Below are 22,244 nucleotides of genomic sequence, written 5' to 3' on the forward strand. Positions count from 1 at the left end.
TATATTCTGAATAGTTTAATGAATGCCATCTTTTTTAGATGGCATTCTTATTTTTACCAAATTCTAATTTCGATTATATGAAAGAGGTTGTATTGATCTGTGGAGGCATCTACGGTGCCCTTGCTGTAATTTTCGGAGCTTTTGGAGCTCACAGTCTAAAGAAATTTTTAGATGCTGAACAACTGAAAAGCTTTGAAACCGGTGTGAAATATCAAATGTATCATGCCTTAATGCTTATTGTAATTGGGGTGATCTTTCCCTTTGTGGGCTATTCCCAGAATTTGATGGCGTGGTTTTTTATCCTGGGTGTATTTTTCTTTTCCTTTAGTATCTACGGATTGGTCCTGAGTGCAGCACAAGGCCGTAAAATGTCATTTTTGGGCCCTGTTACTCCCCTCGGAGGTTTGCTCCTGGTGATGGCATGGATATTATTTACAGTGAATGTGGTTTCTGTAGCAGAGAGTCTAGGTTACTAGCCAACTGCTTCCGAAGTATTTCGAAGTCGATATTTTTCAGCAAAGATGGCGATGACCAGTAATTGCAGTATGTGGTAGAGCATTATGGGAAGGAGAAAAAGCGCGTTTCCGGCACTGTTCCCAAAAATGATCTTTACCATTACCGATCCATGGACCAAAGATTTTTTAGTACCCGCGAATTTAGCGGTTATTCGGTCTTCTACCTTCAGCTTCATGGTTCTTGAGATCAATTCTATGCTGTGATAAACCACGAAGAACAACCCTATTACCATTATGGAAAGCTTCAGAAGGTCTTTCCATCCCACACTCAAGAATAAGTTTGAGTTGAAGGCGGCGCAAAAGCTTGAATAAACTATTAGCACGATCACCGATTTGTCAAAAAAGCTGATCTTTTTACTGTTTTGGCGTGCGATATTTCCGAAGAAGCGTTGAAGAATTAAACCTATGAGAAGTGGTAAAATGACCTGCATAAACAACTTTTGAAGGACCGTTGAAAATTCAAATCCTGCATCCCCTTTCATAAAGATGCTCATCCAAAGTGGCGTCACTACGACCCCTATCAACCCTGAGAGACTCGCATTGAAGATTGCAGTGGGAATATTCCCTTTTGCCAACGAAACCATGACGACAGAAGAACTTACAGTTGAGGGAAGCGCCCCCAGAAAGAAAATAGCCAACCAGAGGTCTGACTCTGTTCCATTCTCAAAAAATGGAATAAAGCTTAGTGCCAGTAACGGGAACAAAATAAAGGTACTGAGCTGAATTAGAATATGTACCTTATAGTTGTAAAAGCCCAGTTTAAATTCCTTCGGAGATAACTTCAGTCCGTAAAAGAAAAATATAAACCCTATCCCGATGTCGGTAATAGTTTTCAACGGAATAACTTCCGGGCCCTGTGGCAGGAACCAGGCAAGGAGGATCGAAAAAAGCAGGGCTGCTATGAATCCGTTGAACTTCAATTAGCGCTCGATTTTTACATTATAGCCTTCCACAATATGCAGGTGTTCTTCTGAAACAAAATCGGTTTCATGAAATTCAGCACGGCGTTTTTTCTTATTGTCGTAGCGTTTGATGCTTTTCGCGAAACGACGAATGTCATCTTCTGTTTTTAAGATAAGACCCGGAACTTTTACAGATTTCCCTTCATTATCCTTCGCAACCATAGTAAAATAGGAAGAGTTGCAGTGTTTTACCTCCCCGGTCTGGATGTTTTCAGCTTCAACACGTATTCCTACGAGCATGGAGCTGGAGCCCACGAAGTTCACAGATGCCTTCATGGTTAACAGTTCCCCGATCTCAATAGGGTTTAAAAAATCTACGGTGTCCACACTAGCTGTCACGCAATATACCCCAGAGTGCTTAGAAGCACAGGCAAACGCGATTTGATCGAGTAGAGACAATACATATCCTCCATGAATTTTGCCGTTAAAATTAGAACGGGAAGGCAGCATTAGTTCAGATATTGTAACAATAGATTCTGCTACCGTTTTAAATTCCTTGGTCATCTTTTTTAATTTAAATTTCTAGTTTCTTCGTTTCCATTATCAGCTCTTTCGATCCACTTTTGGGATAACCGTTGTTTGGGGGAGATTCCTAAAGCCTCCAGCTTATCAATATCCTTGATTAAATTCTGCTGCCCGGTCAACTTTTTCATCGCGCTTTCGTATGCAGAAGAGGTTGAATTTAATCTGTTTCCAACAGTTTCCAGGTCATCCAGAAGTATTTTGAACTTATGATACAGAGAAGAAGCATGATTCGCAATTTCCAGAGCATTTTGCTGTTGCTTTTCATTGCTCCATAAGGTGTCAATGGTTCTTAATACAGATAGAAGGGTAGTAGGGCTAACTAGTAAAATATTCTTTTGAAAGGCAGTATAAAAGAAGGAGTTATCTGCATTTTGTGCCAGGTAAAGAGCCGGTTCAACGGGGATGAACATTAACACGAAATCAGGCGATTGTATCTTATACAGATCCTCATATTTTTTGGAACTAAGGTCTACAATGTGATTGTTTAAGGATCGTAAATGCTCCTTCAGTAATTTGGCTCTAACGATATCATCTTCTGCATTCACGTATTTTTCATAAGCTACCAAAGATACCTTAGAGTCGATGACCATTCGTTTGTCTCCCGGTAAATGCAGGACTACATCTGGCAGAAGTTTTTTTCCTTCTTCGGTGGTATGTGACTGCTGGACAAAATATTCCCGGTCTTTCGAAAGCCCCGATTTTTCCAACACCCGTTCTAGGATCAGTTCTCCCCAGTTTCCCTGTGTCTTATTTTCTCCTTTTAGAGCCTTGGTTAGGTTGTTCGCTTCTTCGCTTATCTTTATGTTTTGCTCGTTCAATAGCTGCAGCTGCTTTCCCAGCTGGGCGTGCCGCTCAATGAAGTCATTGGAATTCTTTTCAACCTTTTCTTCAAAAGTTTTGATCTTCTCCTGTAGCGGACTCAAAATATTCTGAATATTCTCTTTATTGAGAGTAGTGAATTTTTCAGATTTTTGTTCAAGGATCTTGTTCGCCAGATTCTCAAAATCTTTAGTGAATTTCTCCTGAAGTTTTTCTATTTCCGTTTTCTGATCCTGAAGTTTCTCCTGAAGGTTCTGTAATTCAGAATTTCTTTGAGTCAGTTGATTTCTGAACATATCCTTCTCTTCCCGAATTTGTTCTCTTTCATTACAAGCTTCCAAAAATTGCTTTTCCGCAGCACCTTTTTGAAACTCCAGTTGTTTGTTCCTTTCAGTAAGGGTGCCAAGTTTCCCTTTGTTCTTGAGGTTAGCAATAACAAATCCAAGGATGGCGCCAAAAATAAGGATCAAAAAGGAAATTCCCAGGAGGCTGAATTCATTCATAAAAAGGAGGTTTTTTCAAAGATACTCTTTTCATGTTTTAATTCGGAAGGCTCGCGTCTCTGGATCAAAAATGATAAGATCGGCAGGGAAAACAGATTCAAAAGCTCTTTTTTCGATCAGCTCGTTCGGGGTACCCTGAAGTATCCCGTCTTCTTTCATAAGGAGGATCTTATCGCATAATTGCAGGGCCAGATTGATCTCATGAGTAGCGAAAATGACCGCTTTTTTAGTTTGAACACTCAGCTGTTTCAGGAGCTTCAAGACCTGTGCCTTGTGGTACATGTCCAGGTGGGAAGTAGGTTCATCCAGGATCATGATGGGAGTGTCCTGTGCAAGTGCCCGGGCTATCAATACCTTTTGAAACTGACCGTCGCTTAATTCAAAACATTTTTTATTCTTAAGTGGATCGATATCTACAAGTTCCAGAGCTGTTCTAACTTTTTGTCGGTCTCCTTCAGAAAGGGAACCGATCCAGTTGGTGTAAGGCTGTCGGCCAAGGGCAACTAACTCTGCCACCCCCAGATTTCTGGAAACAGGTTGTTCAGTAAGCACAAGGCTAATAAGCTCAGCCAGTTTTTCCGAAGAAATGGATTCCTTGTCCTGAGAATTAATGATTATTTTCCCTTCCAACGGATTTTGAACGCCACTAATGCTTCTTAAAAATGTGGATTTTCCAACACCATTTATTCCTATCACAGCTACAAGTTCTCCTTCTTTTACCTCCACGTTTATATGGGAACCGATCACAATTTGCAAATGCTTTTTCTGATAACCAATTTTAAGGTTTTCAGTTTTCAGGACGATATTTGTTCGGTTTTCGGTCATCGTTTAAAAGAGAAATTTTCTTTTTCTTACCAGCAGCCAAATCACAACCGGTGCTCCCACAAGTGAAGTTATCGCGTTGATTGGTAAGGTATGTTCACTTCCCGGTAATTGCGCCACGATATCACAAAGTAACATAAGGATCGCTCCTCCCAAAATTACAGCCGGAAGCAGGATCCTGTGATCGTTGACCGGGATGACCTGTCTTATAAGGTGCGGAACGGCAAGACCCACAAAAGCGATCGGTCCCGCAAAGGCTGTGATGCTTCCGGCCAGGAAACTTGTTGATATGATCAATAAGGCCCTGTTCTTGCGGATGTTCATTCCCAAACTACGTGCGTATTGCTCTCCTAATAATAGTGAATTGAGATTTTTTATGCTGAAGATGGCAATTCCGATTCCCAAAAGCCAGAAAAATGACAGTACTCCAAGCTCATTCCAGCTAAGGTCTCCCACACTACCGTAAGACCAAAAAACATACTGCTGGAGCTGGGCAGCCGGACTAAAATAGGCCAACACACTAACAACCGCCGAACTTAAACTGGCAAACATCAGCCCAATGATCAAAATGGCCATGGTATCTTTTAATCTAATGGAGGCGATCATAACAGCTAATAGGACTAATAAACTTCCAACGCTGGAAGCTATTACAAGTCCCCAGCTGGAGAAAATTACGGAACCTGCTATTCCGCCGAACAGGGAAGCTCCCATAAGAACCAGGGCAACTCCCAGGCTGGCTCCGCTGCTGAGTCCCAGAACATAAGGACCCGCCAACGGATTACGAAACATGGTTTGCATTAGCATCCCGCTTACTGCCAGGCCTGATCCTGCCAGCACAGAAGTGAAAGCTTTCGGAATACGATAATCCATGATAATATATCGCCAGGTTTCCTTGCTGTTTTCCGCGGAAAAAATTACTGCCAATATTTCGTCAAAGGGAATACTTACCGATCCCAGGCCTATATTTAGAAACCAGATAACTACTGTTAAAAACAGCAGTATTAAAAGGCTGACGGTATACTTACGGGTGCTTTGCAATTATTTTAGCGGTTTATAAAACGTGGTTTCATAATCGGGTAATAGTTGTGGGTGAAATATCGAGATAAGGTCCTTCAACACCAGATCTGGCCGGTTAGGAGCCAGTTCGTAAAAAACAACTCCCCCGGTTTCACCTTTTTCGCTACTAAAAGTATAGATTTTTCGATCTTCAAAAGCTTGAAATTTTGTGTAGTGTGTTGAAGCACTGCTCATTTCCTCATAAGTTTGGAACTGCGCCGGGCCTATCCAGAATTCTGCATCTCTTGCCGAAGCTAATACTGATTCAAATGAGAGGGAAAGACTTCCGGTGCCCTCTGAGTCTTCAAAAAGGTATTTGGTATTCGCATCCTTCATAAAAATGGCTTGCCAGCTGTCTCCTGCGGGAAGGTACCATTGGTCTTTATACATGGCTCCTGCTACCACTGTCGGTTTTTCTGAAGCATTTTTTGCAAGCCCCTTAGCTGCCAGATATTCTTTTTCTACCTGATTAAAAAAAGTAGTTGCTGCTTCGATCTTTACGAAGAAAGCACCAAAGAACTTGATCCATTCCGCTTTTCCGAGAGGAGAGTTTTCTGTCCAGTCAGAATTAAATACTACCGGAATTCCGCTTTTTTGAATGGTATTGAAACTTTTATTACTTCCGTCTATTGAGAATCCAATGACCACATCAGGTCTTAAGGCCAGGAGATTTTCGGTATTAATGGCTTCATTTTTTCCGAGCTCCTTGACTTTCCCGTCTTTGATCAGTTGGCGGGTTTTTTCGGAAGAAATATAATCCAGACCGGGGAAGCCTACTAGGGTATTTTCTACTTCCAGGATTTCGAGAGAAGGTATATGAGTGGTGGAGGTCACCACGATCTTCTCTACCGGGATCTTAATTTTTTGATCATACTGCAGGTTTTCCGGAATCTGTGCATTTTCTTCTGCTAACAGATAGCGATAAGATTTATCGGCACCCGGCCAGGGATTATCGACCGTGATAATTTTATGATCCCCAAAATCTGTAATTGCCAAGCCCGATGCGTATTCAATGGGAATTTCTGTCCCTATTTGGGAAGTGGTTTTTTCCTTTCTGCTTTCTTCGGTTTTACAACTAATTGCTGAAACGGTCAGGAATAGAAAGAATATTTTGAGGAACTGTTTCATTTCAGCATCAAAAGTAAGATTATTTAAAATTTTGTAAGAAGGATAAATTGAAATGTTTACTTTCGTAGTGAAATTTTGGTTCGGCTGGTTCTGATCATCTTCAGAAACGCAAAACGCCGATTAAAAGGGAATCAGGTTAAAGCCTGAGCTGTTCCCGCAACTGTAAGCTTAGTTCCGATAGATTTCGGAATGCCTTTGTAAACTTCAAACCACTGTCCCGCCGGGATGGGAAGGTAAACAAAAGGACGCGAGCCAGGAGACCTGCCAGATTCAGTAATTAAAACCTTTGACTTTCGGGAAAAAAGTCGGCGGATGATGAAACAAAATACTTTCTACATCTTATTTCTGGCGGTGCTGCAAACAGTTCAAATGTTTGCGCAAGAAGGCCCCATCAATCAGCTTGACGAGGTTGTGCTCAGTGATGTACGGCTCTACAGTGCTGTTAAGGCCAATACTGTCCAGGTTTTGAAAGATTCGGTGCTGGAAAAGAATCCACCGGTGCTTACTTCGGTTCTAAAATTTAATTCTCCCATTTATTTCCGAGAAAATGGCCCGGGGATGGTTTCTTCGGCATCTTTTAGAGGGACTTCTGCTTCTCAAACGGCGGTGATTTGGAATGGGATCAATATCAACTCTTCCTTAAACGGGCAAACAGATTTCAATACGTTGCTCACTTCGGGCTACGACCATATCGGTATCAGGTCTGGCGGGGGGAGTGTGCTTTACGGAAGCGGGGCTATAGGAGGAAGTGTCCATTTGAATAATAAGTTCAGGTTTGATAAGGGGTTTAAAAACGAATTGAGGCTGCAGGCCGGAAGTTTTGAAACTTTCTACGGAAGTTATTTATCTGAGTATTCAACCGAAAAAACGAGCTTTCAGTTTAATGTTTCCCACATCAGCAGTGAGAATGATTTTGAATATCTCCAAACCCAAAAATTCAATGAGAACGGGGATTATAGCAATACTGGTTTCAGCCTCTCTTTAGCGCAACTTCTTAACCAGCAAAATTCATTAAGGTTTTACAGCAATTTTTTCAACGGACTTCGGGGTTTTTCGGGAACATTGACAGCTCCTTCGAAAAGTAAGTATGAGGATGTTAATAGCCGGAATTTATTGGAATGGAAGGGTTTTTTCGGTCGATTTACTTCAAACCTAAAGCTGGCTTATCTTGATGAAACCTATCGGTACTTTGAAAACAGGGAAGAAGCAGTTTATACCTTTGGAAGGGCCAAAACAGGCATCGTAAAATACGATCTGGATTACCAACTTACTCCTGAAATCAAAATTTCTGGAATTACTGATTTCAGGAAGACCTCGGCAGAGGGAACTGACATTGGAGAGGCAAAACGAACTACGGGTTCCATAGGTGTGTTGTTTGCTCACGAACTGGAACGCTTTGCCTATGAACTTAGCGGGCGAAAGGAATTTTCAGATGTTTACGATTCTCCTGTTTTATTTTCGCTTACTTCCAAATATGATCTCACTGAAAATTATATTCTTAATTTCAATTTTTCCCGTAATTATAGAGTTCCCTCTTTTAATGATCTATTCTGGACCACAGGAGGCAATGAGGATCTGATCCCCGAAGAATCTCTCCAGGCTGAATTCGGACAAAAAGTAGCGATTGAAAACTTCGAGATAGGTCTTACGGCCTTTATTGTTGAAATAGACCACCTCTTAAGATGGGTGCCTGGAGAAAACGGATTCTGGCAGCCTGAAAATACTGAGAGTGTTCGAAATTATGGGTTGGAAAGCATTGTAAACTGGAGCCGTAAATGGGGGGAGCATCAACTGAATTTCTTTGGAACTTATGCTTTTACCAAAAGCAAGGATTTGAAGCTGGATAAGGATCTTATTTATGTTCCCGAACATAAAATCACCGCTTCATTAAGTCATAACATTAAAAGGTTTTCTGGATACTATCAATTCCTTTACACCGGTCCTGTCTACACATCAACGGATAATAATTACTCTATCGATGGTTATTCCCTGTCTAATTTTGGGATGGAGTATAGCTTGCTCAAAAATAAAAAGCTGGTGATAGGTCTGGAATTGAGAAACCTTTGGAATACATCTTATCAAAGCATGCCTTCACGCCCTATGCCCGGAAGGTCCTTCAATACTAAACTAAACTTTAAATTTTAAATATGAATTATCGCAACCTGTTTCCGCTTTTTGTTTTAGGATCCCTCATTTTTACCTCCTGTAGTACTGATGATGAACCCGGCCAACCGCAATCCCCTGAATCAAATTTTGATAATGGTATTTTTATTCTGAATGAGGGGAATTATGGATCCGGAAACTCGACCGTTTCATTTTTGGACCTTGATAATTCGGAAGTAAACCATCAAATTTTCAGCAAGAAAAATGAGGGAGAATTACTTGGAGATACAGGTCAAAATATGGCATTTTATAAAGATTACGCATTTATAGTCATGAACGTCTCAAATGCCATCAAAGTCGTAGATCGTGGCAGCTTTAAACATATTATCACCATTGAAGAGAACCTGAACAATCCCAGGTTTATTACTTTTTCTGAAGGGAAAGCTTTTGTGACGAATTGGGGAGACGGAATGGATCCTGATGATGATTTTATAAGTGTTTTTAATGCTGAAACGTTTACATCTCTCGCAACTATATCTGTTTCAGAAGGTCCCGAAAGAATAGTAGCCGGTCCCGGAAAGGTTTTCGCTGCCCATACAGGTGGATTTAATATTAATAATAGGATTTCTGTTATTGATCCGGTGAAAAATGAGCTTAATACGATCATTACTGTGGGTGAACAGCCTAATTCCCTAGTGTTAGATGGAGATAATTTATGGGTGCTTTCAGGTGGGAATCCTTCTTATTTGGACAATGAGTCGGCAGGTAGCTTGAGCCAAATTGACCTGGGAACTTTACAAATCACAAAACAGATTACCTTTCCAAATTCAACCGACCATCCCTCTAATCTTAATTTAGAGAACGAAATGTTATATTACACTTTGGGAACTGAGGTATATACTTTCGGTTCAGCGGAATCTTCACTACCGCAAAGTCCGGTTTTTAAAATGGATAAAGTTGAGGTGCTATATGGTTTTAAAGTTATTGATTCCAAATTTTATGCAGCTTCAGCAAGTTTTGATTTTACGAGTAATGGAAAGCTTTATGTTTATGATATTTCCGGAAATCCTTTAAATACTTATGGGGTAGGAGTAAACCCAAATGGGGTTTATTCTCAGGAATAGGAGTATAACATAAAAAATCCCGCTGACAGCGGGATTTTTTATGTTATGAGAAGAAAATTTATTTCAGATTCAAAACTTCTCCCGGTAATTTATCAATATACATTCTTTGATAAGTGGGTTTAATCATATCACCTTCTCCAAAGACTCTGAATTTTTCTTCTGCGCGCTTAGCAACTGCAGAGACATTTTCCTGTGGTTTACCCAACACGGCATTTATGGCCGTCCTTAACAAGGATTCATCCGAATTTCCTAATTCACCAAAATTACTTAGACTCTCTCGAATCTCGATATCTGGGGAAAGTCCATCGACAAAATCAGTCTTTCCGTTAGCATTAGCCGATTTAAAAATTAAAGGCTGAATGGCATATTTGTGCTCAGGATTCACATGAAGATTTCCATTGCTGTCATATAAATAAAAATTTGGGGCATCATATAACGTGGTTGAAGCCTGAAATTTTCCGCGGGTAGTCGTCCCAATATGAATTACATCTATATATGGTTCCAAACCATTTATGATCAATTCACTTGCTGAAGCAGTAGAACCGGTTCCAATCACATATATTTTATTCAGGTTTAAACTGTTTGTAACTTCTCCTGTTCTTATTTCTGAATCGAATCTGGTAATGTAACTTTCTTCAGGCCATGCATTTTGATATTTATCATTCCATTTTTCCTTAATGAAAACCTCTCCCTTATATTGGCCCGTGATCATTCCGGCTAAATCAACCGCGGTTTCTACGCTACCACCACCATTATATCTTAGATCTAAAATTAAATCGGAAATCCCCAGACTTTTAAATTCAGCAAAAACTCCATTTAATTGACTGTCAAAGGCATCCGTTCCGGTAAAACCATTATACATCAAATACCCGATTCTTTTTCCATCTTCTTCAATAACAGTAGAGATATAAATAGGATTCTCAGAGTATTCCCTGCTTATAAGTGCGATGGTATTCCCTGTAGGGGTGATATAGCCATTTTCAATTCTGTTTATATCAATAGTATATGTTTCATCACTTAGAAGATCCCGATAATTACTTATGTTCAATGAAATTCCGTTAATTTCGGTAAAAATGTCTCCTCGTTCTACTCCCTGCTCCTCAGCTGAAGTTCCCGGTAATACATATTGGACATATCCAAAAAGGTCATCTGTGTCTCCAATTCGTCCTAAACCGAAACTCATTCCGTTGACTTTTGAGACTCCCTGGAAGCTTTTTGCAAGAGCTTCATAATCACTTGTCATAAAACTAAACTCATCAAACCCGGCCTGTAACCCTTCATAAAGTTCTTCAGGAGAATCAAATGTCTTAATGTATTCTTCTTTTTTATTGCTATTATAATAACTGTCTGTCAATTGAGGCACATAAGCCTTGTAGAGATAGATCTCATTCATTCCTGCATAAATGAAGTTTTCAACTTCGAAATTCTCTTCAGTAGTAGTTGCAGTACTCTCTTTCGGAGTGATCGCAATATTGTCATCCTCTTTTGAGCACGATAGTGATAATACAGAACTTAAAATTATGGATAGGGGATAAATTAATTTTTTCATGGAGTGTTAATAAATTATGTGGATCGCTAAAATACATTTGGATAGCTTATCAAAAAAGTTAAATCTTAATAATTTGTTAATTTAACTATTAGATAAGTTGATTACTTACAAAATTCTTTCCAAAGTTTATTCTGGTGGAGATTAAAATCAATTACCTCGTTAATAAAGGTAAGTTCTCATCAGTAAACATTTTTTGATATAAAGGATTTTGCCCTGAATTAAAATCAATTTCATCAATTGGAATAAAATCTTGTTGAGGCATTTTTTGAGATATGCCATTGATGTCATTTAAAGCAGCCTGTAATAGGGGTTCATTAGGATCTCCTAAAACTCCCAGGTTTTCAAAATCTTCAGCAATTAGAATATCTGGCTGAAGTCCATCCACGTAATCTGTTACGCCGCTAGCATTAACAGTCTTGTAAATAAGAGGTTGTATGGCATAGGTATGTCCTGGATTAGCGCCTGATCGACCAAAATCCGGGGAATCATATAAAGTGGTTGAAGCCTGGAACTTTCCGCGGGTAGATGCGCCCACTTGAACAACGTTTATATAAGGAGCCAATCCGTTTATTACCAGTTCACTTGCCGAGGCAGTATTAAAAGTCGTGAGAATATAGACCTTATTAAGGTTCAAACTATTTATCTGTGCCCCGGTGCGTATCTTGTCATTGAAATGATTTTCAAGAGATTCCGGTTCATTTTCTTCAAAATAAGCCTGGTACTCATCGTTCCATTGCTCAGTGTAAAAGATCTCCCCGGTGTATTGTCCTGTGATCATACTGCTAAGGTCATTGGCAGATTCTACAGATCCTCCGCCGTTATATCGCAGGTCTACAATAAGATCTGTTATTCTTTCTGACTTAAACATAGCAAAGGTTTCATTCAAAACATCGTCAAAATTTCCTGTAAATCCTGTGTACATTAAATACCCTGCTTTGCCGTTGGTAGTTTCAATAATTTCGGTTAAGTAAACAGGGTTTGTGGTATATTCTTCGTTTTCAAGAAAGATTGTTTCCCCGGTAAGTGTGATCTCTCCGTTATTTACACTGGCCAGACCGATCGTAAATGAATCTGCACTTAATAGCTGGCTGTAATTTTGATCGTTCAAAGGTATCCCGTCAACCGTACCAAAAAGATCCCCTCTTTCCAGTCCGTTTGCTTCCGCAGAAGTATTAGGTAAAACATATTTTACATAGCCTATCACCTGGGATGAATTGGAGGGATATCTTTTCAAGCCATATTCCATTCCTGTTTCGCGGTTGACTCCCTGAAAAAATTTCTCCAGGGCAACATAATCATCTACTAAAAAACTAAACTCATCCTCTTCTGCCAGGAGCCCGTTATAAAACAGATCTTCCGGAGAATCAAAAGTTCTCAAAAACTCATTTAAATCTTCTTGTGAAGAAAAACGGGTATTGGCAAGATCAGGTACCTGATCTTTGTATAAATAGAGATTGTTCATTCCTCTCCAAATGAAATTTTTGATGTCAAGTGAGGAAGAAGACTGAAATACATCATCCATATCTTCGTGGCATCCGGTAAATAAAAGAAGAGAGAGGAAGGTGAGCAGTAGGGTTTTTATATATTTCATAGTTTTACCATTGTGGGGAAAGTCTAAAAATACGGGCTTTTAGCATATTTTGAAATTTTTCGGTAACAAAATTGTTTGATATCCGTCGTAATAGAAAGGGACCTGAAATATCCTTTTTACTAACACCAAAAAATGAAACAGCATACCTTCATAGATCTTATGAAACCCGTGCAGGACAAAATGTACCGACTTGCACTACGTTTATTGGTCTCAAAAGAAGCTGCGGAAGATGCGACCCAGGAGGTGATGTTGAAGTTATGGAGCAGAAAAAAGCAGCTAAGTTCTTACAGTAATCTGGAAGCATTTGCGATGACAGTGACCAAGAATTACTGTCTGGACCAGCTAAAACTGAAGCAGAACAATAATTTACGAATTGTTCACAGTAATTATGACAGTGGAGAGACTTCCCTTCAGAAAAAAGTAGAAGTACAGGATGATCTCAACTGGGTTCAGAAAATTATAGAAGAATTGCCTGAACAACAAAAGATATTGATCCAGTTGCGCGAAGTGGAACAATATGAATATGAAGAGATCGCTGAAATGACAGGAATGAAACAAACGGCGATCAGGGTTGCGTTAAGTCGCGCCCGAAATAAGATAAAAGAAGAAATGATAAAAAGACACCGCTATGGAATTAACAGTAATTGAAAACCTTCTTGAGAAGTATCTAATTGCAGAGACTTCCATTAAGGAAGAAGAAAGGTTGAAAGCCTACTTTGCTTCCGGTGATGTGGCCCCGCATCTAAAAGAATATGCCCCCATGTTCACCTATTTTAACCTGGCAAAGCAGGAAAGTTTCACAAAAGAAGTAAGATATACTTCCGGAAGAAAAAGAGTCTTCTCCCTGGTGGCCGTGGCAGCCTCAGTGGTGATCGTCCTGGGAGTAGTATTTCAAAATAATACCCGCATGAATGAATTCGGAACGTATGAAGATCCTGAAGTAGCCATGCAAAAAACAAAAGAAGCGCTTGAGATGGTATCCATGTATATGAATACCGGAACCGAAGACCTGGGATATCTCCAGGAATTCAATAGTACCAAAGATAAAATTGTCAAAAACCCTTAAAAAACAACGATGAAAAAGTTAACCTTAGCCATATTGGCACTGCTATTACCGTTTCTTTCCGGTGCTCAGAACTTTGATAAGTATGAGAACATGAAAGATGTAGATGCGGTTGTGATCACGAGCAAGATGTTTAAGTTGCTCACAAAAATAGACCTTAACGCAGATGACCCTGAGACTCAGGCATACATTGACCTTATTGAGAACCTTCAGGAAATGCGGGTTTTCTCCTCTACTCAGGAGAATGTGCGTAAGCAAATGTCTGCCGATGTTTCTTCTTACGTAAAGAAAGGCGGGCTGGAAGAATTAATGCGCGTAACTGAGGATGGTAAAACCGTGAAGTTTTACTACAAACCCGGTAAAAATGATGATTATGTGAGCCAGTTATTCATGTTCATGGAAGGTCGTGAGAAAAACAAACCAGTCTCTGTGATCCTGAATATTTCCGGAGAGATCAATCTTACCCAGATATCAAAACTGGCGAATGACTTTAAAATTCCCGGAGGAGATGAATTGAAAAAAGTAGAAACCAAATAAAATGAGAAAAGCATTTTTTACACTGGTACTACTAAGCCTGGGGTTTGTTTCATGTGACAATGAAACAAGCCTTCAGGAGTTTTATGTAGAGAACCAGAACGATAATCAGTACGTGGCTTTTGATATCCCTGCCAGTTTATTGACAGGTGATAATTCAAGGTTCACCCCTGAGCAAAAGGCGACCTTGGAAACCATTCGAAAAGTGAATATTCTTGGCTTCCCTAAAAAGGCTGATAATAAGGAGATCTTAGCTCAGGAACAGGAAAAACTGGCCAGGATCCTGAAATCTGGAAAATATAATCTTTTGATGCGTTACGGCGGAGGTGACCGAAAAGCTGAGCTATATTTTAGCGGAGAAGAAGATGCTATCGATGAATTAGTAGTCTTTGGAGCAGATGATGAAAAAGGTTTCGGAATTGCCAGGGTGACCGGAAATGACATGAACCCGGGAGATATTATTAAATTATTCCAGTCTATGGATAAAGATGAACTGAATGTGGAAGGACTTCCAGATTTAGGTGGAATGTTCAAGGACTAAATACCTGTGAGAAAGGAAAACAAAAAAGGCCTGGAAAATTTTTTCCAGGCCTTTTGTTTTTAGATCCCCGTGTAATTTTGAGGACTTATATTTTTGAGTTCTTTTTTGACTTCATCTGAAACTTCCAATTCGTCAATGAACTTAGACATACTTTCTTTATTGATGACATCGTTAGTCCTGGTGAGACCTTTTAAAGCTTCATAAGGATTTGGATACCCTTCTCTTCTTAAAATGGTCTGGATAGCTTCGGCTACCACCGCCCAATTATTTTCTAGATCGGCATTAAGTTTAGCTTCATTCAAAAGTAACTTGTTAAGTCCTTTTAGGGTAGAGGCAAACCCAATTAAAGTATGACCAAAAGGAACACCAATAGTTCTAAGGACTGTGCTATCTGTCAGGTCCCTTTGTAAACGGCTTACCGGTAACTTAGCGGCAAGGTGCTCAAAAAGGGCATTTGCGATCCCTAAATTTCCTTCACTGTTCTCAAAATCGATAGGGTTGACCTTGTGCGGCATAGCCGATGATCCTACTTCACCTTTTTTTATCTTCTGTTTAAAATAATCCATGGAAACATAAGACCAGATGTCTTTATCCAGATCCAGGATTATGGTGTTGATCCTTTTTAAAGCATCAAATAAGGATGCCATATGATCGTAATGTTCAATTTGAGTTGTCGGGAAGGAATGGTGCAATCCTAAAGAATTCTCTACGAAATCTGTTCCGAATTTTTTCCAGTCAGTTGTTGGATAGGCAACTTTGTGAGCATTAAAGTTTCCTGTAGCTCCTCCAAATTTCGCAGCATTCGGAATATTTTTAAGTCCGGAAAGTTGTTCTTTCAATCGTTGAACAAAAACTTCAATCTCTTTACCCAAACGGGTAGGGGAAGCAGGCTGACCATGTGTTCTGGCAAGCATTGGAATAGTCTTCCATTCTTCCGAAAGGCTTTCCAGTTTATTAATCACGCCATCTAAAGCAGGAAAATAAACATCATTCAGGGCATCTTTAATGCTCAAAGGAACGGCTGTGTTATTGATATCCTGAGACGTCAATCCAAAATGGATAAATTCCTTGTATTGTGAAAGATCAAGCTGATCAAATTTTTCTTTAATGAAGTATTCAACCGCTTTCACGTCGTGATTGGTCACCTTTTCGATCTCCTTTATGGCCAAGGCATCTTCATGTGAGAAATCGAGATAGATCTTTTGAAGATCCGGGAATACTTCAGGTTTCACTGAACTCAATTGAGGTAATTCCAATTTGCAAAGAGCAACAAAATACTCTATTTCAACTTTAACCCGGTACCTGATTAGGGCTTCTTCACTGAAAAAGGAAGCAAGTTCTTTCGTTTTCTGATAATATCTTCCGTCAATTGGAGATATCGCTTGCAGAGCGTTCATGGGTCTGAATTAAAAATTAAAGGGTAAAGATACAGCTTCAGGTTAATCTGCGAAAAGTTATTTTTTCTGAAAGATCAGGCTTCATCCAAAAGTCGGTTTACCAGTTTTGGGACGCCTTCAGCAGCCTTTTCAGCATATACTTTTAAGCCTTTGGTTTCCCTTACCGTTGGTCTGGGATCTATGAAATGAACCTCCGTTTCTTCCGAAATAAAATCGATCAACCCGGCTGCGGGATACACTTGCATGGAGGTACCGATAATGATCAAAATATCTGCGTCCATGGTGATACGTATGGCTTTCTCCATCATGGGGACGGGCTCTCCAAACCAAACCACGTGAGGTCTGAGCTGATGATTGTGCTCGCAGAAATCTCCCAAATTGAGATCTTCCTCCCAATCCAGGATCAGATCATCGTCAAAAGTGCTGCGTACTTTCTTGAGTTCCCCATGAAGGTGGATCACCTTACTGCTTCCGGCTCTTTCATGAAGATCGTCAATGTTCTGGGTAATAATGTCGACGTCATATTTCTCTTCCAGTTTTTTCAGTGCCAGGTGGGCCGGGTTAGGATGTACCTTTTTCAATTCCCGCCTTCGCTTATTATAAAAATCGAGTACCAGCTCCTGGTCTTGTACCCAGCCTTGAGGCGAGGCTACTTTGGTAACATCATGGCCTTCCCATAAACCATTGGCATCCCTAAAGGTATTTATGCCACTTTCTGCACTTACTCCGGCTCCGGTAAGAACTACGATCTTTTTCATAGTATAAAATTTTCTGAAGCAAAAATGTATGTAACTTTTTGCTGAATACATAACCATTTATGAAGTTCCTTATTGTCTGAATCTGATTTTTTAGGTCAATATTTTCTATTTTCGCGACATGGAAGTAAACCCCGAATTATTAGAATACCTGGAATCTTTTCTTACTTCAAGAAGAAGAGAGCTTTTTAAGAAAGTGATCGATCAAAGAACAGATCATTTTACAGTAGCTACCCAGGATGTATACCAGCTTCACAATACCAGCGCGGTCATTAGGAGCTGTGATGTCTTTGGAATTCAAAATATTCATGTGGTAGAGGAGGTGAATCTTAAAAGGATCGACAGGGAGATCGCGATGGGAGCTCAAAAATGGGTTGATGTGAATAGATATACTTCCACAAAAGAAAGCATAAACACTCTTAGAGAAAAGGGTTACAGAATTGTGGCAACTTCCCCTCATTCAGGAATTCCGCTTCAGGAATTCGATATAACCCGGCCCGCTGCAATTTTCTTCGGAACGGAGACTGATGGCCTTTCGGAAGAAGTGATCAGGGAAGCAGATGAGTTCATTAAGATCCCGATGTTCGGATTTACCGAGAGTTTAAATATTTCCGTTTCCGCAGCTATTATTTTACAGGATATAACCGCCAGGCTCCGAAAAAGCGGTGTGGACTGGAGGTTTTCCGAAGAAGAGAAAATGGCTAAAAGAATGGACTGGGCACAGAAGAATTTAAAAAATGCCCCGGAAATCATTAAGCGCTTTCAGGCATCACATTAATTAGTTACTTTTAGTGCGTTAACAAAAGTTTATGACGCTTTTCTTTTATATAGTTATTGGTATCATCACGTTCGTGGCCTTTTTACATGCCTGGTCGAAAAAGGATTATGATGTAAGTCGCACCATAATGATCAATCGGCCGAAGGCTGAGGTATATGGGTATATAAGACAACTTCAAAAACAAACTTTATGGATGCCATGGTTCTTGAATGACCCGAATACGGTCGTTAAATTTAAGGGAGAGGACGGCAAAGAAGGTGCCGCGGCATATTGGAAGGGTAGTAATAGGGTGGAGGCTATCCAAAAGCTCACTAAGGTGAAGGACGGAAAAGTTCTGGAGTCCCAATTACTTTTTTTAAGGCCGTATAAATCCATGTCCCTGAATTATATGGCGGTAAAGGAAGTGGAGGCAGACCGTACCAAAATGGTATGGGGTCTAAAAGGGATTCACCGTTTTCCTGCTTCGGTCTTGATGCTTTTTTATAGTATGGATAGGGCGCTGGGTAAGGATTTTGAAACCGGATTATATAACCTAAAGACCATTTTAGAGAGGAAATAAAATTCAGAAGTACTATAATAAAAAAGCCGAAAGTGATCACTTTCGGCTTTTTGTTTTTATATAGATCGTTTCTATCTGTTCAATACCTTGTATTCTTCATAACATCCGCTCATGGCATCCAGGATCTGAAGATCGTTTGCCGTTCGGATGAAGTCTTTGGAATAATCACATCTTCTCAAGATCTCATCTATATCCATTCGGTCTATCTGCAGAACAGCCATTAAGGTCTGTCGGTCGAATTTACTCTGGAGAAGTCTTCGAATCTCATCATCCTGTTTCATCTCACGCAGTTTTCGCATTTGCTTGGGCTGCTTTCCAAAAATATTGTAAAGAGCATCGGCCGGATTGAATACTGCTCCCAGAACTCGGGATACCGCATTTGGAGACTGGTCTCCACCTTCATATCCCTGGTTAAGACCTGATATGCTGTAGCGGTAGTTTTCGTAAATAGGAATGTTCTTGGCGTCAATTTCAAGATACCCGGTAAGCTGTACAGGCCGAACAACAACTTCTTCAAGGGCTATCCCCAATTCGGTCATTTTCACCTTTACAGCCCCGTATTTCAACCAGTCATTAGTGACACGCACCCTGATCGATTTAAAACCCAGGTAAGAAAAATAGAGTGTATCATTTACTTTTGCAGGGATCTCAAAGTCTCCTTCCTCAGTAGTGACAGCTCCCTTTACCTGATTAAGATTTACAACGTGCGCGTTTTCAATGGGCACATCATTGGCGGCATTCAGCACTTTACCCGTTACAAAGGTTGATTCCTGGCTGAAAGCTACAAAGCCAATCAGTAAAAAAAAGGGGGCTAAAAATTGTCTCATAGTATTCTTTCGGCTGAATTTTACATCTAAAAAACTATACCAAAGTACAACAGAAAATTATTTTTTTGATCTGCGTCTGTTGATCGAACTTTCTATGTTGTTGGTTCTTCCTCCACTTTTCTTGCTTCGGCGTTCTCCTGAAGGCGCTGCAGAGGATCTTCTTCTTCCTCCAGAAGGAGCATCAGAGGATCTTCTTTTTCCTCTTCCTGAAGATGGCTTGTCAAAGCTTTTTCCGCCACCTTTTCCTTTTCTTCTTCCGCGGTCCTTACCAGCACTGTTCGTGGTAATTTCTACGTTGATATGACGTCCATGTAACTGGAAGTCTTCGAAAATAGATAATACTTCTTGAGTTTTTGAACTGTCCACATTAAAGAAAGAGAAACTGTCCTTTACTTCAACTCGGTTCACGTCATCACGACCCAGATCAAGGGTAGCCTTAAGAAAGTCTTTCAGAGTCATCCAATCAAAGTCGTCTTTTGCACCAACGTTGATGAAGAAACGAGTGCTGTCTCCGTCATCTCTTAACGGTTCTCCTGCAGCCTTGGCGTTCAGGTCCTGTCCATTTTTATAATAATTGAAGAATCGTGTGAATTCAACAGAGAAAAACTTCTTAAGAAGTTCCTCTTTTGAAAGATCTTCGAACATTTCATTGATGCTTGGAAGGTAACGGTCGATCTCGTGGTTGATCTCGGTCTTCTTGATATCATTCGCCAGGTGGAATAACTGTACTTCACAGATCTCCATTCCGTCAGGAATATCTTTTCTTTCGAAAGTCTGACCAATGATACGCTCAATACTCTTGATCTTCCTGGCTTCACTCTTGGATACGATCACCATTGAAACCCCGCTCTTTCCGGCTCTACCGGTACGTCCGCTTCGGTGAGTATAAGTCTCGATCTCGTCAGGTAACTGGTAGTTGATCACGTGAGTAATATCATCTACGTCAATTCCACGGGCAGCAACATCTGTCGCTACCAGCATCTGGATCTGTCTTGATCTGAAACTTTTCATTACCAGGTCACGCTGATTTTGACTCAGGTCCCCGTGTAATGCCGCTGCGTTGTATCCGTCTTCGATCAATTGTTCTGCAACTTTTTGAGTGTCGCGTTTTGTACGACAGAAGATTACAGAAAAAATATCAGGATTTGCATCTGCAAGCCTTTTTAAGGCTGAATAACGATCTCTTGCACTCACCATATAATATTCGTGAGATACATTCGAAGTTCCTGTGTTTTTAGTACCCACGGTAATTTCTACCGGGGTATGCATGAACTTCTTCGCGATGATCGCTACTTCTTTCGGCATGGTAGCCGAAAATAACCAGGTGCTTTTTTCTTTAGGAGTATGAGATAGAATAGCTGTAATGTCTTCGAAAAAGCCCATGTTCAGCATTTCATCTGCTTCATCAAGTATACAATACTCGATATTTGAAATATCTACCAGCCTACGGTTCACCATATCCTGCATACGCCCAGGCGTGGCAACGATTATCTGGGCCCCTTTTTTGATCTGGCTGGCCTGGTCTGTAATGCTGGCACCTCCATAGATGGCAACAGTATTAAGACCTTTATAATATTTTGAATAGTTCTTTAATTCATTGGTGATCTGTAGACACAGTTCACGAGTAGGAGACAGGATAAGACCCTGAGTCTTTCGGCTGTTAACGTCAATCTTCTGGATCAGCGGGAAACCGAAAGCCGCTGTTTTACCGGTACCGGTTTGTGCAAGAGCGACAATGTCAGTCTCTTTTTCTAATAAGATTGGGATTGCTTTTTCCTGAACTTCAGATGGAGTTTCAAACCCCATGTCAGTGATGGCTTGAAGCAATTGCGCGTCAAGTCCAAGTTGTTGGAATGATTTCATTCTAAGATGTAAGTATTCGATTATGATATGTAGGTGTTACATAAGAAGCGAATCGACATACTTAAACCTAAACTTCCAGCAACACATCCTCACCCTGAGGAATTTCGAACGGCAAAGATACTGTTTTATTTAGGATATCCTCTAATTATTGTTTTCGCTCAAAAACTCAATGAGTTTGCGGGTTGCCCGACCCCTGTGACTGATCTTTGACTTTTCTTCCAGGCTCATTTCAGCGAATGTCGTCGAATAACCGACAGGTTTGAACACCGGATCATATCCAAATCCCTGGTCGCCTCTTTTTTCTGAAATGATCTCGCCTTCACAGATTCCGGGAAATGTAAATGCACGTTCTCCCAGAACCAGCGCGATCACCGTTTTGAACCTGGCCGACCTGTTTTCCTTTTCTTTTAATTCCGAAAGAAGCTTAGCCATATTCGCCTGGTTGTCTTTTTCTTCTCCCGCATACCTCGCGGAATATACTCCTGGTGCGCCGTCTAGGGCCTCTACTTCCAGCCCGGTGTCATCGGCAAAACAATCATACCCGTAATGCTCCTTTATATAATGTGCTTTTTGAAGGGCATTCCCTTCAATAGTTTCTGAGGTTTCGGGAATGTCTTCCTTGCATCCAATTTGTTCCAGGGAAAGCAATTGAATATGAGAAGGCATAAGAGCCTGGATCTCCTTGATCTTATTGGCATTGTTGGTCGCGAAGACCAGTTTTATGGTGTCGGGCATGAAAATTTATTTATGGTGGTAAGGTTCGTTTCTAAGAATGGTAAATGCACGGTAGATCTGCTCCACAAAGAACAGCCGTACCATCTGGTGTGAAAATGTCATTTTTGAAAGGGATACTTTCCCGTTGGCTCGTTGGTAAACTTCCTCGGAAAATCCGTAGGGGCCACCAACAACGAAGATGAGTTGCTTCATTCCGCTGTTCAGACGTTTCTGAATATATTCCGAAAAGCCTTCCGAAGAATACTGCTTTCCGTTCTCATCCAGTAATACCAGGAAGTCTGAAGTGTTTACCTTGTCAAGGATCAGTTTCCCTTCCATGGCCTTTTGTTGCTCAACAGAGAGGTTCTTTGTCTTTTTAAGATCGGGGAGGATCTCAAGCTCGAATCTGTTGTAGTGTTCCAGTCTCTTTACATAGGTGTCAATAAGGCTTTGCAGCTGTTTATCATCAGTTTTGCCTATGGTGAGCAATTTTATGGTCATGATGTTAAATTAGTG

Annotated in this window: 23 protein-coding genes and 1 riboswitch; of the genes, 9 read left to right on the forward strand and 14 right to left on the reverse strand. The window is 40.4% G+C overall.

Going from position 1 to position 22,244, the window contains the following annotated elements:
- The first annotated feature begins 77 nt into the window (after window positions 1-77).
- A complete protein-coding gene (locus ACFQ1G_RS00330; RefSeq protein WP_380736237.1) occupies window positions 78-476 on the forward strand; it encodes a DUF423 domain-containing protein in 399 nt (132 codons plus the stop codon).
- On the opposite strand, the gene ACFQ1G_RS00335 is transcribed toward ACFQ1G_RS00330, so the two are convergent.
- From ACFQ1G_RS00335 to ACFQ1G_RS00360, 6 genes are read right to left on the reverse strand one after another with little or no spacing between them, the layout of a single operon-like run.
- Window positions 473-1,435: a bile acid:sodium symporter family protein gene (locus ACFQ1G_RS00335; RefSeq protein WP_380736238.1), complete on the reverse strand. Its 963-nt coding sequence runs from the start codon at window positions 1,433-1,435 to the stop codon at window positions 473-475. The two genes, ACFQ1G_RS00330 and ACFQ1G_RS00335, sit on opposite strands and share 4 nt — an antisense overlap.
- Complete coding sequence (locus ACFQ1G_RS00340) at window positions 1,436-1,981, reverse strand: acyl-CoA thioesterase (protein WP_380736239.1); 546 nt, start codon at window positions 1,979-1,981, stop codon at window positions 1,436-1,438. It lies immediately after the preceding gene.
- 5 nt (window positions 1,982-1,986) lie between these two features.
- The gene (gene rmuC, locus ACFQ1G_RS00345) at window positions 1,987-3,324 is read right to left on the reverse strand and encodes a DNA recombination protein RmuC (RefSeq protein ID WP_380736240.1); all 1,338 of its coding nucleotides are present in this window, start codon (window positions 3,322-3,324) and stop codon (window positions 1,987-1,989) included.
- Between the two features lie 30 nt (window positions 3,325-3,354).
- Entirely contained in the window at window positions 3,355-4,149 is a 795-nt protein-coding gene (locus ACFQ1G_RS00350) for an ABC transporter ATP-binding protein (protein WP_380736241.1), read from the reverse strand.
- A gap of 3 nt (window positions 4,150-4,152) precedes the next feature.
- Window positions 4,153-5,184 (reverse strand): FecCD family ABC transporter permease, encoded by a 1,032-nt coding sequence (locus ACFQ1G_RS00355; RefSeq protein WP_380736242.1) that lies wholly within the window; start codon window positions 5,182-5,184, stop codon window positions 4,153-4,155.
- Complete coding sequence (locus ACFQ1G_RS00360) at window positions 5,185-6,330, reverse strand: ABC transporter substrate-binding protein (RefSeq protein WP_380736243.1); 1,146 nt, start codon at window positions 6,328-6,330, stop codon at window positions 5,185-5,187.
- 59 nt (window positions 6,331-6,389) lie between these two features.
- Window positions 6,390-6,613: riboswitch (cobalamin riboswitch) on the forward strand.
- A 29-nt stretch (window positions 6,614-6,642) separates the two neighbouring features.
- Between ACFQ1G_RS00360 and ACFQ1G_RS00365 the strand changes: the two genes are divergently transcribed.
- Together ACFQ1G_RS00365 and ACFQ1G_RS00370 are read left to right on the forward strand one after the other, a co-directional pair.
- Window positions 6,643-8,475: a TonB-dependent receptor plug domain-containing protein gene (locus ACFQ1G_RS00365; protein ID WP_380736244.1), complete on the forward strand. Its 1,833-nt coding sequence runs from the start codon at window positions 6,643-6,645 to the stop codon at window positions 8,473-8,475.
- Window positions 8,476-8,477: 2 nt separating this feature from the next.
- Window positions 8,478-9,557, forward strand: a complete 1,080-nt coding sequence (locus ACFQ1G_RS00370; protein WP_380736245.1) for a YncE family protein — start codon at window positions 8,478-8,480, stop codon at window positions 9,555-9,557.
- A 58-nt stretch (window positions 9,558-9,615) separates the two neighbouring features.
- Here the strand turns inward: ACFQ1G_RS00370 and ACFQ1G_RS00375 are convergent, their stop codons facing one another.
- Together ACFQ1G_RS00375 and ACFQ1G_RS00380 are read right to left on the reverse strand one after the other, a co-directional pair.
- The gene (locus ACFQ1G_RS00375; protein ID WP_380736246.1) at window positions 9,616-11,106 is read right to left on the reverse strand and encodes a S41 family peptidase; all 1,491 of its coding nucleotides are present in this window, start codon (window positions 11,104-11,106) and stop codon (window positions 9,616-9,618) included.
- A 151-nt stretch (window positions 11,107-11,257) separates the two neighbouring features.
- Window positions 11,258-12,697: a S41 family peptidase gene (locus ACFQ1G_RS00380; protein ID WP_380736247.1), complete on the reverse strand. Its 1,440-nt coding sequence runs from the start codon at window positions 12,695-12,697 to the stop codon at window positions 11,258-11,260.
- 132 nt (window positions 12,698-12,829) lie between these two features.
- Here ACFQ1G_RS00380 and ACFQ1G_RS00385 point away from each other — a divergent pair, with 132 nt between their 5' ends.
- The 4 genes from ACFQ1G_RS00385 to ACFQ1G_RS00400 are packed head-to-tail and all read left to right on the forward strand — an operon-like array spanning window position 12,830 to window position 14,835.
- Complete coding sequence (locus ACFQ1G_RS00385; protein ID WP_380736248.1) at window positions 12,830-13,345, forward strand: RNA polymerase sigma factor; 516 nt, start codon at window positions 12,830-12,832, stop codon at window positions 13,343-13,345.
- The gene (locus tag ACFQ1G_RS00390) at window positions 13,326-13,763 is read left to right on the forward strand and encodes a hypothetical protein (protein ID WP_380736249.1); all 438 of its coding nucleotides are present in this window, start codon (window positions 13,326-13,328) and stop codon (window positions 13,761-13,763) included. The genes ACFQ1G_RS00385 and ACFQ1G_RS00390 overlap by 20 nt, the downstream gene beginning before the upstream one ends.
- Before the next feature lie 9 nt (window positions 13,764-13,772).
- Complete coding sequence (locus ACFQ1G_RS00395) at window positions 13,773-14,297, forward strand: DUF4252 domain-containing protein (protein ID WP_380736250.1); 525 nt, start codon at window positions 13,773-13,775, stop codon at window positions 14,295-14,297.
- Between the two features lies 1 nt (window position 14,298).
- On the forward strand, window positions 14,299-14,835 hold the full coding sequence (locus tag ACFQ1G_RS00400) for a DUF4252 domain-containing protein (RefSeq protein WP_380736251.1): 537 nt from the start codon (window positions 14,299-14,301) through the stop codon (window positions 14,833-14,835).
- Between the two features lie 59 nt (window positions 14,836-14,894).
- On the opposite strand, the gene purB is transcribed toward ACFQ1G_RS00400, so the two are convergent.
- Window positions 14,895-16,232 carry an adenylosuccinate lyase gene (purB, locus tag ACFQ1G_RS00405; RefSeq protein WP_380736252.1) on the reverse strand — a complete coding sequence of 446 codons (1,338 nt, stop codon included), beginning with the start codon at window positions 16,230-16,232 and terminating at the stop codon, window positions 14,895-14,897.
- 74 nt (window positions 16,233-16,306) lie between these two features.
- Window positions 16,307-16,990 (reverse strand): SIR2 family NAD-dependent protein deacylase, encoded by a 684-nt coding sequence (locus tag ACFQ1G_RS00410; protein ID WP_380736253.1) that lies wholly within the window; start codon window positions 16,988-16,990, stop codon window positions 16,307-16,309.
- A 118-nt stretch (window positions 16,991-17,108) separates the two neighbouring features.
- Between ACFQ1G_RS00410 and ACFQ1G_RS00415 the strand changes: the two genes are divergently transcribed.
- Together ACFQ1G_RS00415 and ACFQ1G_RS00420 are read left to right on the forward strand one after the other, a co-directional pair.
- Window positions 17,109-17,765 carry a TrmH family RNA methyltransferase gene (locus tag ACFQ1G_RS00415; RefSeq protein WP_380736254.1) on the forward strand — a complete coding sequence of 219 codons (657 nt, stop codon included), beginning with the start codon at window positions 17,109-17,111 and terminating at the stop codon, window positions 17,763-17,765.
- Between the two features lie 31 nt (window positions 17,766-17,796).
- Window positions 17,797-18,324 (forward strand): SRPBCC family protein, encoded by a 528-nt coding sequence (locus ACFQ1G_RS00420; protein ID WP_380736255.1) that lies wholly within the window; start codon window positions 17,797-17,799, stop codon window positions 18,322-18,324.
- A 71-nt stretch (window positions 18,325-18,395) separates the two neighbouring features.
- Here ACFQ1G_RS00420 and ACFQ1G_RS00425 read toward each other — a convergent pair whose 3' ends face one another.
- The 4 genes from ACFQ1G_RS00425 to rlmH form a co-directional block, all read right to left on the reverse strand.
- Entirely contained in the window at window positions 18,396-19,151 is a 756-nt protein-coding gene (locus tag ACFQ1G_RS00425) for a carboxypeptidase-like regulatory domain-containing protein (protein WP_380736256.1), read from the reverse strand.
- 57 nt (window positions 19,152-19,208) lie between these two features.
- Entirely contained in the window at window positions 19,209-21,014 is a 1,806-nt protein-coding gene (locus ACFQ1G_RS00430) for a DEAD/DEAH box helicase (RefSeq protein ID WP_380736257.1), read from the reverse strand.
- A 141-nt stretch (window positions 21,015-21,155) separates the two neighbouring features.
- Window positions 21,156-21,737 (reverse strand): non-canonical purine NTP diphosphatase, encoded by a 582-nt coding sequence (locus tag ACFQ1G_RS00435; RefSeq protein ID WP_380736370.1) that lies wholly within the window; start codon window positions 21,735-21,737, stop codon window positions 21,156-21,158.
- A gap of 18 nt (window positions 21,738-21,755) precedes the next feature.
- Complete coding sequence (rlmH, locus tag ACFQ1G_RS00440) at window positions 21,756-22,229, reverse strand: 23S rRNA (pseudouridine(1915)-N(3))-methyltransferase RlmH (protein WP_380736258.1); 474 nt, start codon at window positions 22,227-22,229, stop codon at window positions 21,756-21,758.
- Window positions 22,230-22,244: the final 15 nt, after the last annotated feature.

The sequence above is a fragment of the Salinimicrobium gaetbulicola genome (assembly GCF_042676025.1).
GTDB classification, from domain to species: Bacteria; Bacteroidota; Bacteroidia; order Flavobacteriales; family Flavobacteriaceae; genus Salinimicrobium; species Salinimicrobium gaetbulicola.

Coding starts and splice junctions, on each gene's coding strand:
- ACFQ1G_RS00330 (WP_380736237.1), top strand. CDS start 78: ATGAAAGAGGTTGTATTGATCTGTGGAGGCATCTACGGTGCCCTTGCT.
- ACFQ1G_RS00340 (WP_380736239.1), bottom strand. CDS start 1,981: ATGACCAAGGAATTTAAAACGGTAGCAGAATCTATTGTTACAATATCT.
- rmuC (WP_380736240.1), bottom strand. CDS start 3,324: ATGAATGAATTCAGCCTCCTGGGAATTTCCTTTTTGATCCTTATTTTT.
- ACFQ1G_RS00350 (WP_380736241.1), bottom strand. CDS start 4,149: ATGACCGAAAACCGAACAAATATCGTCCTGAAAACTGAAAACCTTAAA.
- ACFQ1G_RS00360 (WP_380736243.1), bottom strand. CDS start 6,330: ATGAAACAGTTCCTCAAAATATTCTTTCTATTCCTGACCGTTTCAGCA.
- ACFQ1G_RS00365 (WP_380736244.1), top strand. CDS start 6,643: ATGATGAAACAAAATACTTTCTACATCTTATTTCTGGCGGTGCTGCAA.
- ACFQ1G_RS00370 (WP_380736245.1), top strand. CDS start 8,478: ATGAATTATCGCAACCTGTTTCCGCTTTTTGTTTTAGGATCCCTCATT.
- ACFQ1G_RS00375 (WP_380736246.1), bottom strand. CDS start 11,106: ATGAAAAAATTAATTTATCCCCTATCCATAATTTTAAGTTCTGTATTA.
- ACFQ1G_RS00380 (WP_380736247.1), bottom strand. CDS start 12,697: ATGAAATATATAAAAACCCTACTGCTCACCTTCCTCTCTCTTCTTTTA.
- ACFQ1G_RS00385 (WP_380736248.1), top strand. CDS start 12,830: ATGAAACAGCATACCTTCATAGATCTTATGAAACCCGTGCAGGACAAA.
- ACFQ1G_RS00390 (WP_380736249.1), top strand. CDS start 13,326: ATGGAATTAACAGTAATTGAAAACCTTCTTGAGAAGTATCTAATTGCA.
- ACFQ1G_RS00395 (WP_380736250.1), top strand. CDS start 13,773: ATGAAAAAGTTAACCTTAGCCATATTGGCACTGCTATTACCGTTTCTT.
- ACFQ1G_RS00400 (WP_380736251.1), top strand. CDS start 14,299: ATGAGAAAAGCATTTTTTACACTGGTACTACTAAGCCTGGGGTTTGTT.
- purB (WP_380736252.1), bottom strand. CDS start 16,232: ATGAACGCTCTGCAAGCGATATCTCCAATTGACGGAAGATATTATCAG.
- ACFQ1G_RS00410 (WP_380736253.1), bottom strand. CDS start 16,990: ATGAAAAAGATCGTAGTTCTTACCGGAGCCGGAGTAAGTGCAGAAAGT.
- ACFQ1G_RS00415 (WP_380736254.1), top strand. CDS start 17,109: ATGGAAGTAAACCCCGAATTATTAGAATACCTGGAATCTTTTCTTACT.
- ACFQ1G_RS00420 (WP_380736255.1), top strand. CDS start 17,797: ATGACGCTTTTCTTTTATATAGTTATTGGTATCATCACGTTCGTGGCC.
- ACFQ1G_RS00425 (WP_380736256.1), bottom strand. CDS start 19,151: ATGAGACAATTTTTAGCCCCCTTTTTTTTACTGATTGGCTTTGTAGCT.
- ACFQ1G_RS00430 (WP_380736257.1), bottom strand. CDS start 21,014: ATGAAATCATTCCAACAACTTGGACTTGACGCGCAATTGCTTCAAGCC.
- rlmH (WP_380736258.1), bottom strand. CDS start 22,229: ATGACCATAAAATTGCTCACCATAGGCAAAACTGATGATAAACAGCTG.